This window comes from Streptomyces sp. NPDC017936, assembly GCF_044328485.1.
Classification (GTDB): Bacteria; Actinomycetota; Actinomycetes; order Streptomycetales; family Streptomycetaceae; genus Streptomyces.
In genome coordinates this window covers 291,402-303,183 of the sequence record NZ_JBIRHK010000008.1, presented here as the reverse complement: position 1 = coordinate 303,183, position 11,782 = coordinate 291,402, and the positions used below count along the sequence as shown (strand labels likewise).

At 73.0% G+C, this 11,782-nt stretch carries 10 protein-coding genes; 4 read left to right on the top strand and 6 right to left on the bottom strand.

What is annotated here, in order from left to right; genetic code table 11:
* Positions 1 to 11: 11 nt before the first annotated feature.
* The 4 genes from ACH4F6_RS19195 (at position 12) to mshC (ending at position 3,504) form a co-directional block, all read left to right on the top strand.
* Entirely contained in the window at positions 12 to 698 is a 687-nt protein-coding gene (locus ACH4F6_RS19195) for a histidine phosphatase family protein (RefSeq protein WP_397961393.1), read from the top strand.
* A gap of 87 nt (positions 699 to 785) precedes the next feature.
* On the top strand, positions 786 to 1,376 hold the full coding sequence (locus ACH4F6_RS19190; protein WP_397961391.1) for a DUF3090 domain-containing protein: 591 nt from the start codon (positions 786 to 788) through the stop codon (positions 1,374 to 1,376).
* A complete protein-coding gene (locus ACH4F6_RS19185; RefSeq protein ID WP_397961390.1) occupies positions 1,340 to 2,173 on the top strand; it encodes an SCO1664 family protein in 834 nt (277 codons plus the stop codon). Before ACH4F6_RS19190 ends, ACH4F6_RS19185 begins: the two co-directional genes overlap by 37 nt.
* Before the next feature lie 101 nt (positions 2,174 to 2,274).
* A complete protein-coding gene (gene mshC / locus ACH4F6_RS19180) occupies positions 2,275 to 3,504 on the top strand; it encodes a cysteine--1-D-myo-inosityl 2-amino-2-deoxy-alpha-D-glucopyranoside ligase (protein ID WP_397961388.1) in 1,230 nt (409 codons plus the stop codon).
* Positions 3,505 to 3,908: 404 nt separating this feature from the next.
* Here mshC and ACH4F6_RS19175 read toward each other — a convergent pair whose 3' ends face one another.
* The 6 genes from ACH4F6_RS19175 to ACH4F6_RS19150 form a co-directional block, all read right to left on the bottom strand.
* Complete coding sequence (locus ACH4F6_RS19175) at positions 3,909 to 4,844, bottom strand: PAC2 family protein (protein ID WP_397961387.1); 936 nt, start codon at positions 4,842 to 4,844, stop codon at positions 3,909 to 3,911.
* A gap of 142 nt (positions 4,845 to 4,986) precedes the next feature.
* Complete coding sequence (locus tag ACH4F6_RS19170; protein WP_397961386.1) at positions 4,987 to 5,658, bottom strand: FadR/GntR family transcriptional regulator; 672 nt, start codon at positions 5,656 to 5,658, stop codon at positions 4,987 to 4,989.
* A gap of 263 nt (positions 5,659 to 5,921) precedes the next feature.
* Entirely contained in the window at positions 5,922 to 7,541 is a 1,620-nt protein-coding gene (locus ACH4F6_RS19165) for an FAD-dependent oxidoreductase (RefSeq protein ID WP_397961385.1), read from the bottom strand.
* A gap of 64 nt (positions 7,542 to 7,605) precedes the next feature.
* Positions 7,606 to 9,144 carry a glycerol kinase GlpK gene (glpK, locus tag ACH4F6_RS19160; RefSeq protein WP_397961384.1) on the bottom strand — a complete coding sequence of 513 codons (1,539 nt, stop codon included), beginning with the start codon at positions 9,142 to 9,144 and terminating at the stop codon, positions 7,606 to 7,608.
* 78 nt (positions 9,145 to 9,222) lie between these two features.
* Positions 9,223 to 10,017 (bottom strand): MIP/aquaporin family protein, encoded by a 795-nt coding sequence (locus ACH4F6_RS19155; protein ID WP_397961383.1) that lies wholly within the window; start codon positions 10,015 to 10,017, stop codon positions 9,223 to 9,225.
* A 967-nt stretch (positions 10,018 to 10,984) separates the two neighbouring features.
* Complete coding sequence (locus ACH4F6_RS19150) at positions 10,985 to 11,749, bottom strand: IclR family transcriptional regulator (RefSeq protein ID WP_397961382.1); 765 nt, start codon at positions 11,747 to 11,749, stop codon at positions 10,985 to 10,987.
* Positions 11,750 to 11,782: the final 33 nt, after the last annotated feature.

The window sequence follows — 11,782 nt, the reverse complement described above, 5'->3', positions numbered from 1 at the left end:
CCCTGGGCGGCATGCCCACGCTGATCCTCGTCCGGCACGGACGTTCCACCGCCAACACCTCCGGACTGCTCGCCGGCTGGACCCCCGGCGTCGCCCTCGACGAGCGGGGCGCCGAGCAGGCCGCCGCGCTGCCCCGGCGGCTTGAGCAACTGCCCCTCGCCGAGGTCGTCGCGAGCCCCCTGCAACGCTGCCAGGAGACGATCCGGCCGCTCCTCGAGGCCCGCCCCGGACTGCCCGTGCACACCGACGAGCGGATCGGGGAGTGCCACTACGGCGACTGGTCCGGACGCAAGCTCGCCGAGCTGAAGGACGAGCCGCTGATGGAGGTCGTGCAGGCGCACCCCTCCGCCGCCGCCTTCCCCGGCGGCGAGTCCATGCGCGCCATGCAGACCCGCGCCGCCGAGGCGGTGCGCGAGTGGAACGCGCGCGTGGAACGCGACCACGGCGCCGACGCGGTCTACCTCATGTGCTCGCACGGCGACATCATCAAGTCGCTCGTGGCGGACGCGCTCGGACTTCATCTCGACCTCTTCCAGCGGATCTCCGTCGAACCGTGTTCCATCACCGCGATCCGCTACACCCGCCTGCGGCCCTTTCTGGTGCGCCTCGGGGACACCGGCGACTTCGCCTCCCTCGTGCCGCGTGAGGAGCCGCCCGGGGAGGAGGCCACGGTCGGGGGCGGTGCGGGCGCACCGTGATCGTCGGCCGCAGTAGGGTGAAGCGGTCCGCACACGCACGTTCACGCATGGACGTTCACGTACCCACGATTCCCAGGGAGACAGGACGTGTCCCGTCAGGTGTTCCTCTACGACCCCCCGGACCGCTTCGTGGCCGGTACGGTCGGACTGCCCGGGCGCCGTACCTTCTTCCTCCAGGCCACCGCCGGCTCCCGAGTGACCAGCGTGGCCCTGGAGAAGACCCAGGTCGCCGCGCTCGCCGAGCGCATGGACGAGCTGCTGGACGAGGTCGTGCGCCGGAGCGGCGGCAACGCGGCCGTGCCCGCCGTGGCGCCCTCCGAGATCACCGACACCGGCCCCCTCGACACCCCGATCGAGGAGGAGTTCCGGGTCGGCACCATGGCCCTCGCCTGGGACGGTGAGGAGCAGCGCATGATCGTCGAGGCGCAGGCCCTCGTGGAGCTCGACGCCGACTCCGAGGAGGACCTCGCCGAGGCCGAGGAACGATTGCTCCAGGACGAGGAGAACGGGCCCCCGATGCTGCGGGTCCGGCTCACCGGCGCCCAGGCGAGAGCCTTCGCCAAGAGAGCCCTCGACGTCGTCAACGCCGGCCGGCCGCCGTGCCCGCTGTGCAGTCTGCCGCTCGACCCGGAAGGACACGTATGTCCGCGCCAGAACGGATACCGCCGCGGGGCGTGACGACCGCCGGCCCGGCGTCCGCGGAACTGCTCGCCCGAGGTGAGCTGACCGTGCGCGGACGCATCCGTGACGCCTCCAACGCGGCCCTGTACTGCACGGTCGCCCACGAGGGTGACGAAGTCGCCTGCGTCTACAAGCCCGTCGCGGGGGAGAGGCCCCTGTGGGACTTCCCCGACGGCACCCTCGCCCAGCGGGAGGTCGCCGCGTACGCGGTCTCCGAGGCGACCGGCTGGGGGCTCGTACCGCCGACCGTCCTGCGCGACGGGCCGTACGGCGAGGGCATGTGCCAGCTGTGGATCGAGGCGTCCCCCGAGGACGGGCTGCTCGCCCTGGTCGAGGGGGAGGAGCCGGGGCCCGGCTGGAAGGCGATCGGGTTCGCCGAGGTCGGCGAGGGACAGACCGCGCTGCTGGTGCACGCCGACGACGAGCGGCTGCGCCGGCTCGCCGTCCTCGACGCGGTCCTCAACAACGCCGACCGCAAGGGCGGCCACCTGCTGACCACCGGCGACGGGGCGCTGTACGGCATCGACCACGGCGTCACCTTCAACGTCGAGAACAAGCTGCGCACCCTCCTGTGGGGCTGGGCGGGCGAGCCCCTCACCGAAGAGGCCGTCGAGGTGCTCGGGGGCCTCAAGACCGGCCTGGGACCGGGCGGGGGCCTCGCGGCGACCCTGGCCGCCCTGGTCACCCCCGCCGAACTCGACGCCACGCGCGCGCGGGTCGACGCGCTGCTGGGGTCCGGCCGGCACCCGGAGCCGGGCGGGGAGTGGCCGGCGATCCCCTGGCCGCCGGTCTGAGCGGGGCAGGCACACCGGCCCGAACCGCGCAAGAAGGCCTTCCCGGCCATCCGGCCTGCTCCGGTTCGTATGCGGAACTTCGGTCCGGTTAGGCTCATGACATGCATGCCTGGCCCGCTTCCGAGGTCCCCGCCCTGCCTGGTCAGGGCCGCGACCTGAGGATCCACGACACCGCGACCGGCGGCCTGGTCACCCTCGCCCCCGGTCCCGTCGCCCGTCTGTACGTGTGCGGCATCACGCCGTACGACGCGACCCACATGGGTCACGCGGCGACCTACAACGCGTTCGACCTCGTTCAGCGCGTGTGGCTCGACACCAAGCGGCAGGTTCACTACGTCCAGAACGTCACCGACGTCGACGACCCGCTCCTGGAGCGGGCCGTGCGGGACGGCGTCGACTGGGTCGCCCTCGCCGAGAAGGAGACGGCCCTCTTCCGCGAAGACATGACAGCCCTGCGGATGCTCCCGCCGCGGCACTACATAGGCGCCGTCGAGGCGATACCCGGCATCGTGCCGCTCGTGGAACGCCTGCGCGACGCGGGCGCCGCCTACGAACTCGACGGGGACGTCTACTTCTCCGTCGAGTCCGACCCGCACTTCGGCGAGGTCTCGAACCTGGACGCGGCCGCGATGCGGCTGCTCTCCGCCGAGCGCGGCGGCGACCCCGACCGACCCGGCAAGAAGAACCCGCTCGACCCGATGCTGTGGATGGCCGCCCGCGAGGGCGAGCCCAGCTGGGACGGCGGCTCGCTCGGCCGCGGGCGCCCCGGCTGGCACATCGAGTGCGTCGCCATCGCCCTGGACCACCTCGGCATGGGCTTCGACGTCCAGGGCGGCGGCTCCGACCTCGCCTTCCCGCACCACGAGATGGGCGCCTCCCACGCCCAGGTCCTCACCGGCGAGTTCCCCATGGCCAAGGCGTACGTGCACGCCGGCATGGTCGCCCTGGACGGCGAGAAGATGTCCAAGTCCAAGGGCAACCTCGTCTTCGTCTCCCGGCTGCGGCGCGACGGCGTCGACCCCGCCGCGATCCGGCTCGCCCTCCTCGCCCACCACTACCGGGCCGACTGGGAGTGGACCGACCAGGTGCTCCAGGACGCCGTCGACCGGCTCGGGCGCTGGCGCGCGGCCGTGTCCCGGCCCGACGGGCCGCCCGCCGAGGCCCTCGTCGAGGAGATCCGCGAGGCCCTCGCCGACGACCTCGACGCCCCGGCCGCGCTGGCCGCCGTCGACCGCTGGGCCGCGCTGCAGAACGAGGAGGGCGGCACCGACACCGGGGCGCCCGGAATCGTGTCGCGGGCCGTGGACGCGCTGCTGGGCGTGGCGCTGTAGGTCCCGCCGGCTCACCCCGAGCCGCACGACAGGGGCGCCTCGCCGCGTGGGCGGACAGGCGCCCCTGTCCCGTACGTGCGGGATCCTCGACGCCGTGCGGCGGCGGAACGCGACCGGCGTCTTCCGGCGCCGGACGCGGCGGGCACCCGGGGCGCCGCCGTCGCCCGGATCACCGACCCGCGCTTCCGCGCACCCGCGACGGTCACGGCGTGGGGCGACCGCCCCTGCCCGCCGAACACGCGCTCCGACGTGGGCGCCCGCACCGGACACCGAGCACGACACGGTGGCCGCGGCCCGACGCCGGGAGGGCCGACGGCGAGTGGCCCGACGCCGGGAGGGCTCATGACGGGAGGGCGGTGCGCCGACGCGTACCGCCCTCCTCGGTCCTCAGGCCTCCGGGCCTCTCAGTCCTCCGACGAATCGTCGTCGTCGGAGGTGTCCCCGCTGGGCTTCGGGGGCTTCGGCGGCCGGGTGCGCTCCCCGGGGGCGGGCGGTCCGCCGCCGTCCCGGCGCCGCAGGTACCGCTCGAACTCGCGCGCGATCGCCTCGCCGGAGGCCTCCGGCAGCTCCGCGGTGTCCCGGGCCTCCTCCAGCGTCTGCACGTACTCGGCGACCTCGCTGTCCTCCGCGGCCAGCTGGTCCACGCCGACCTGCCAGGCGCGTGCGTCCTCGGGCAGTTCGCCCAGCGGGATGCGCACGTCGATCAGGTCCTCCAGCCGGTTGAGGAGCGCCAGCGTCGCCTTCGGGTTGGGCGGCTGCGAGACGTAGTGCGGCACGGCCGCCCAGAGGCTGACCGCGGGCACGCCCGCGTGCGTGCACGCCTCCTGCAGGACGCCGACGATGCCCGTGGGGCCCTCGTACTTGGTCTCCTCCAGGTCCATCCGGCGGGCCAGGTCCGCGTCGGACGTGGTCCCGCTGATCGGGACCGGCCGCGTGTGCGGGGTGTCGCCGAGCAGGGCGCCCAGGATGACCACCAGCTCCACGCCCAGCTCGTGCGCGAAGCCGAGCAGCTCGTTGCAGAACGAGCGCCAGCGCATGGACGGTTCGATACCGCGCACGAGCACCAGGTCGCGCGGCTTCTCGCCGCCGACGCGCACCACCGACAACCTCGTCGTCGGCCATGTGATCTTGCGGACGCCGGCGTCCATGAACACCGTGGGGCGGTTCACCTGGAAGTCGTAGTAGTCCTCGGCGTCCAGCGCCGCGAACACCTCGCCCTTCCACTCCCTCTCCAGGTGCGCGACCGCGGTGGAAGCGGCGTCGCCGGCATCGTTCCAGCCCTCGAACGCGGCCACCATGACCGGGTCGATCAGCTCGGGAACCCCCTCGAGCTCGATCACCCAGCGCCTCCTTCCGACGAGCCCTCGCTTGACCACCCAACCTTACGGCGTCCCGCGGGGGCGCCCGCAGCCCCCTTGCACGGGGGAGTGAACGGATCACTGCCCCGTTCGCCACCCTTGGACACCCCCCTTCCCGAGCCGCTCACAGGCTGGACCGCAGCCACTGCTCCACGCTCGCGATGTGCACGGTGGCCCAGGAGCGGGCCGCCTCCGCGTCCCGGTCCCGCAGCGCCGCGAGGATGGCCCGGTGTTCGCGCAGGGTGCGGGCGACCGCGTCCTCCTGGGTCAGCCCGCGCCAGATCCGGGCCCGTGCGGTGGGCCCCGACAGGCCGTCGAGGAGGGAGCAGAGCACGGAGTTGCCGCAGCCGCGCACGACGCCCCGGTGGAACTCCAGATCGCAGGCGACGAGCTCCTCCACCGACGGATCGTCGCCCAGCTCGTCCAACTGTGCTTCCAAAGCGTCGAGTTGCTGCTCGTCGATGCGCGTCGCGGCCATCGCCGTCGCGGCCGGCTCCAGGATGCGGCGCACGGCCAGGAAGTCCAGCACCGTGTCGTCGCGGTGGAAGTCGACGACGAAGCTCAGCGCCTCCAGCAGCAGTGGGGGGTCGAGACTGGTCACGTAGGTGCCGTCGCCCTGCCGCACGTCGAGGATCCGGATCAGCGACAGGGCGCGCACCGCCTCCCGCAGGGAGTTGCGGGACAGGCCCAGCTCGGCGGCGAGCTCGCCCTCCCTGGGCAGCCGGTCCCCGGGCCGCAGCGCACCGGTGACGATCATGTCCTTGATCTTCTCGATCGCCTCGTCGGTGACTGCCATGCCGGGCCTCCCTGTCGTCCCTCGACGCCGTCCACCACCCAGACATCGGATGTCCAGCCGCCATTATGCGGGCGCCCGCCGCGACGGCCCCGCCGCGGGATCCCGGGGTGTGCGGGAGGGGCGTGCGAGAGGGGCGGCCCCGTCGCGCGGAGCCGCCCCTCTCGTGGTGCAGGCCCCGGTGCGCAGGGGCCGTCCCCGGCGCCGGCCCCGGTCAGGGGAGTGGGCCGGCGCGGGGAGTCCGTCGTGCCGGTGCCTCTTCCCGGCTACTTCTTCCCGTCGAGCAGGTCCTGGACCTTGGCGCGGACGTCGTCCGTGGCCAGGCCCCGGATCGTCAGCGTCGTGCGGCGGCGCAGCACGTCGTCCGCCGTCTGCGCCCACTCGTTGTCCCGGGCGTAGACGACCTGCGCCCAGATCTCGGGGGCGTCCGGGTGGACGCGCTCGCCCAGCTCCGGGTTCTCGTTCGCCAGGCGGGCGATGTCGAAGGCCAGCGACCCGTAGTGGGTGGCCAGGTGCTTGGCGGTGTCGGCGGCCATGCGCGGGCCGGGCGCCGGGTGGTCCACCAGGAGCCGGTGGGCGACCGCGCGGGGGTTGGCGACACCCGGCAGCGGCAGCTTCTTCGGCAGCGCGGAGACCGGCTCGAAGTCGTCGCCGAGCGGGTGGCCCGGCAGCGCCTCCAGCTTCTGCATGACCGTACGGCCGATGTGGCGGAAGGTGGTCCACTTGCCGCCCGCGACGGACAGCATGCCGCCCCTGCCCTCGGTCACCACGGTCTCGCGCTTGGCCTTGGCCGTGTCGCCGGGGCCGCCGGGCAGCACCCGCAGGCCCGCGAAGGCGTACGTGATCAGGTCGCGGGAGAGCTGCTGGTCCCGCACGGAGAACGCGGCCTCGTCCAGGATCTGGGCTATGTCCTTGTCGTCGACCGCGACGTCCGCCGGGTCGCCCTCGAACTCCTCGTCGGTGGTGCCGAGCAGCAGCATGTCCTCCCACGGCAGGGCGAACGTGATGCGGTACTTGTCGATGGGGGTCGCGAGCGCGGCCTTCCAGGGGGAGGTGCGCTTCAGGACCAGGTGCGCGCCCTTCGACAGGCGGATCGACGGCGCCGCCTTCGGGTCCTCCATCCTGCGCAGGTGGTCCACCCAGGGGCCGGTCGCGTTCAGCACGAGACGGGCGGTCACGCCGAACTCGTCACCGGAGAGCCGGTCGCGCAGCTCGGCGCCGGTGACCCGGCCCTTGGTGAAGCGCAGGCCGGTCACCTCGGCGTGGTTCAGGACGACCGCACCCGCCTCGACGGCCGCGCGGACCGTCATCAGCGCCATGCGGGCGTCGTTCATCTGGTCGTCGCCGTAGACGGCCACGGCCTTGAGGTTCTCGGTGCGCAGCTCGGGGACGTCCTGCGCGGCCTTCGCCGGCGAGAGCAGGTGCCCCACGCCGTCGCCGAAGGCCGACAGCGCGGAGTAGGCGAACACGCCCGCCCCGAGCTTCGCCGCGCCGTGCGGCCCGCCCTTGTACACGGGGAGGTAGAACGTGAGCGGGTTCGCCAGGTGGGGGGCCACCTGGCGGGAGACCGCACGGCGCTCGAAGTGGTTCTCCGCCACCAGCTTCACCGCGCCGGTCTGCAGGTAGCGCAGACCGCCGTGGAGCAGCTTGGAGGAGGCGGAGGAGGTGGCTCCGGCGAAGTCGCCGGCGTCGACCAGTGCCACCCTGAGGCCGGACTGCGCGGCGTGCCAGGCGGTGGAGATGCCCAGGATGCCGCCGCCGATCACGAGGAGGTCGTACGACGCCTTGGCGAGCTGCTCCCTGGTCTCGGCTCGGCTCGGGTTCGAGCCGGAGGCCGGGTGCGTCCCCAGGGCAGGCACGGACTGCAGGGTGGACTGACTGGTCATATCGGGTTCTTACTCCTCATCAGAGCTCTCGTCGGAGCCGGCTGCCGGGCCGCGGGCGGTCCGGTCAGCTCTCGTCCTCGAGCCAGCCCATGGTCCGTTCGACGGCCTTGAGCCAGTTCTTGTACTCACGGTCGCGGGTCTCCGCGTCCATGCGGGGGGTCCACTCGGCGGCCCGCCGCCAGTTGGCGCGCAGGTCGTCGGTGCTGGTCCAGAAGCCGACGGCGAGGCCGGCGGCGTAGGCGGCGCCGAGGCAGGTGGTCTCGGCGACCATCGGGCGCACCACGGGGGCGTCCAGGAAGTCCGAGAGCGTCTGCATCAGCAGGTTGTTGGAGGTCATGCCGCCGTCGACCTTGAGGGCCGCGAGCTCGACGCCCGAGTCCTTGGTCATGGCGTCCGTGATCTCACGGGTCTGCCAGGCGGTCGCCTCCAGGACGGCGCGCGCGAGGTGCGCCTTGGTGACGTACCGGGTGAGACCGGCGATCACACCGCGGGCGTCGGAGCGCCAGTACGGGGCGAACAGACCGGAGAAGGCCGGCACGAAGTAGGCGCCGCCGTTGTCCTCGACCGAGAGCGCGAGCGTCTCGATCTCGGCGGCGGTGGAGATCAGGCCCATCTGGTCGCGCATCCACTGCACCAGCGAACCGGTGACGGCGATCGAGCCCTCGAGGGCGTAGACCGGCGCCTCGTCGCCGATGCGGTAGCCGACGGTGGTCAGCAGGCCGGAGTACGAGTTGATGATCTTCTCACCGGTGTTCATCAGCATGAAGGTGCCGGTGCCGTACGTCGACTTGGCCTCGCCCTCGGAGAAGCAGGTCTGCCCGAACAGGGCCGCCTGCTGGTCGCCGAGCGCGGAGGCGACCGGGATGCCGCCGAGCAGCTCGCCCAGCTTGCCGCCGGTGACCTCGCCGTAGACCTCGGCGGAGGAACGGATCTCCGGGAGCATCGCGAGCGGAACGCCGATGGACTCGGCGATCTTCTCGTCCCACTCCAGGGTGTGCAGGTTCATCAGCATGGTGCGGGAGGCGTTGGTGACGTCGGTGTAGTGCTTGCCGCCGTCGACACCGCCCGTCAGGTTCCAGATGACCCACGTGTCCATGGTGCCGAAGAGGATGTCGCCCGCCTCGGCGCGCTCGCGCAGGCCCTCGACGTTGTCGAGCAGCCAGCGGGCCTTGGGGCCGGCGAAGTACGACGCGAGCGGCAGGCCCGTCTCGCGGCGGAAGCGGTCCTGGCCGACGTTGCGGCCGAGTTCCCGGCACAGGGCGTCGGTGCGGGTGTCCTGCCAGACGATGGCGTTGTGGACGGGCTCACCGGTGTTCTTGTCCCAGAGGAGAGTGGTCTCGCGCTGGTTGGTGATGCCGATGGCCTTGATGTCGTCACGGGTGATGCCGGCCTTGGCGATGGCCCCGGCGACGACCTCCTGGACGTTGGTCCAGATCTCGTTGGCGTCGTGCTCGACCCAGCCCGGCTTGGGGAAGATCTGCTCGTGCTCCTTCTGGTCGACGGAGACGATCCGGCCGTCGCGGTCGAAGACGATGCAGCGGGACGACGTGGTGCCCTGGTCGATCGCGGCGATGAAGGGGCCGGCGGTGTGGGCGTCGGTCACTGTGTGCTCCTGGGGGTTCCGTGGTTGAGGGGCAGTACCTGAGGCATGTGCCTGTCGTGCGGCGGAAGCCGGATCTCTTTAAGCAAATGCGACGTTGTAGATGCCCGCAGCGATCGCCCCGCCGATGAGCGGACCGACCACCGGGACCCAGGCGTAGCCCCAGTCGGAGCCGCCCTTGTTGGGCAGGGGCAGGAGGGCGTGCACGATGCGCGGACCGAGGTCACGGGCCGGGTTGACGGCGTAGCCGGTCGGGCCGCCCAGGGACAGGCCGATCGAGACCACCACGAGCGCGGTGACCAGGGCACCGAGGGTGCCGAGGCCGTTGCCCTTGTCGTTCAGGCCCTGGGTGAGGACGGCGAGCACCAGCACCGTGGTGCCGACGATCTCCGTGGCGAGGTTCTGCACCGCGTTGCGGATCTCCGGGCCGGTGGAGAAGACGCCGAGCACCGGACCCGCGCCCTTCTCCTGGGCCTCCACGGCCTTGGTCGCCGTGGCCTGCGCACCCGGACCGCCGACGATCTCCTTGTCGGTGAGGTGCGCGTGGAACTGGCCGTAGTAGGCGACCCAGACGAGAGCCGCGCCGATCATGGCGCCGAGGAGCTGGCCGGCGAAGTACGTCGGAACGTTGCTCCAGTCGCTGTCCTTGATGGCGAGCGCGACCGTCACGGCCGGGTTCAGGTGGGCGCCGGACAGCGGCGCCGAGGTGTACACGGCCGTCAGTACGGCGAAACCCCACCCGAAGGTGATGGCGAGCCAGCCGGCGTTGCGGGCCTTGGAGGCCTTCAGCGTGACGGCGGCGCAGACGCCACCGCCGAGCAGGATGAGTATGGCGGTACCGATGGTCTCGCCGATGAAGATGTCGGAGCTGGACACCCGCGACTCCTTTGTCCTTCGTCCAGGAAGCCGGAACCCCGGGTCCCTCCGGGGGTCTGGCGCCCTCGGGGTGAGAGCGATGCCGGCCCTTGGCGTTGTCACACTCTAGCGCTTATTGCCGGTAGGTGTTCGACAATGCCGACCGATGGACGGGAGTCTTGCTGCGGCGTCCGGTGTGCGTCAAGAGTTCTGTTATCGAAAGCCCGATCGTTATTGATCGCTGCCGCCTATCGGTCGCGGGCGGGCGTGCCCCGGGAAGGGACAGGTCGGGACGGCGGCCCGGTCTCCCGCGCCGACCGGCGCTCCCGCCCCGTACGCCCGCCTCGCGGCAGGGCGGCGACCGGGACGCCGTCCGGCGTCCCGGTGCGCTCTCGCCCTCTTCCTCGGGAACGGTCTCCCGCGCACCGGCGCCACGGGAGCGCGGGGAGCGGGCGTCATGGGAGCGCGGGGGCCGGGTGCCACGGGAGCGCGGGGGCCGGGTGCCACGGGGAGAGCGCAAGGGTGGGACGCCACGGGGCCGCAGGGCCGGGCGTCACGGGGAGGACGCGAGGGCCGGGCGCCACGAGGCTGCGGAGGCCGGGGCGCCACAGGGCCGCGGGGGCCGGGGCGCCACAGGGCCGCGGGGGCCGGGGCGCCACAGGGCCGCGGGGCCGCGGGGGCGGGTGTCGCAGGGCTACGGGGGGGTCACAGGGCCGCGGGGGCCGGGCGTCACGGAAGGCGGGTCACGGCTCGCGCGCGACGGGACCGCGGTCGCGGGCTCGCGCGACGGGACCGCTGCGCTCGGAGCGCGAGGCTCAGGGGGCGCCTCGGCGTCGGGCTGCCCGGCGGCCGGGGGAGCGGCGCGCCGCGGGCCGCACGTCCGACGGTCGCGCGGCGGCGCCCGCACAGTCGGCACCCGCACAGTCGGCACCCGCGCAGTCGGCACCCGCGCCGTCGGCGCCCCTGCGTGCCGGAGCCCCCGCGCGCCTCAGAACCGCGCCGCGCCCAGATCCCGCGACACCGCGCGGGCGCAGTCGCGCACCGCCGCGATCAGCTCGGGCCGCAGCTCGCCGTCCCGGCAGAGCCGCTCGACCGCGCCGGTGATGCCCACCGCCCCCACCGGCATCCGCCGCCGGTCGTGGATGGGGGCGGCGACCGAGGCGACGCCCTCCCAGGTCTCCTCGACGTCGGCCGCGTACCCCCGCGCGCGCGTGACGTCCAGGAGCCGCTCGAAGTCCTCCAGGTCGCACACCGTGCGGTCCGTGAAGGGTTTGCGGTCGGCCTCCAGCGCCTCGCTGTGCGCGACCGGGTCGTAGGCCGACAGCACCTTGCCCAGGGCCGTGGAGTGCAGCGGCTGCATGGCCCCGATCTCCAGCACCTGCCGGCTGTCGTCGGGCCGGAAGACGTGGTGCACGATCAGGACGCCCTGCTGGTGCAGCACGCCCAGGTGGACGCTCTCGCCGCTGGAGCGGGCCAGGTCGTCCGTCCAGACCAGGGCCCGCGCCCGCAGTTCGTGGACGTCGAGATAGGTGGTGCCCAGGCGCAGCAGCTCCGCACCCAGCTGGTACCGCCCGGAGGCGTCGTCCTGTTCGACGAAACCCTCCTGCTGGAGGGTGCGCAGGATGCCGTGGGCGGTTCCCTTGGCCAGGCCCAGGGCCGAGGCGATGTCCGAGAGGCCGAGCCGTCGCTCGCCGCCCGCGAGCAGCCGCAGCATCGCGGCCGCCCGTTCGAGCGACTGGATGTTCCGTGCCATCGCCGTCCTGCCTCCGTCCCCTTCGACCGTCCA

What these genes read in the sequence shown, in the direction of transcription:
- ACH4F6_RS19195 (WP_397961393.1), top strand. Translation starts at nt 12, where the DNA reads ATGCCCACGCTGATCCTCGTCCGGCACGGACGTTCCACCGCCAACACC.
- ACH4F6_RS19185 (WP_397961390.1), top strand. Translation starts at nt 1,340, where the DNA reads ATGTCCGCGCCAGAACGGATACCGCCGCGGGGCGTGACGACCGCCGGC.
- mshC (WP_397961388.1), top strand. Translation starts at nt 2,275, where the DNA reads ATGCATGCCTGGCCCGCTTCCGAGGTCCCCGCCCTGCCTGGTCAGGGC.
- ACH4F6_RS19170 (WP_397961386.1), bottom strand. Translation starts at nt 5,658, where the DNA reads ATGGCAGTCACCGACGAGGCGATCGAGAAGATCAAGGACATGATCGTC.
- ACH4F6_RS19165 (WP_397961385.1), bottom strand. Translation starts at nt 7,541, where the DNA reads ATGACCAGTCAGTCCACCCTGCAGTCCGTGCCTGCCCTGGGGACGCAC.
- ACH4F6_RS19150 (WP_397961382.1), bottom strand. Translation starts at nt 11,749, where the DNA reads ATGGCACGGAACATCCAGTCGCTCGAACGGGCGGCCGCGATGCTGCGG.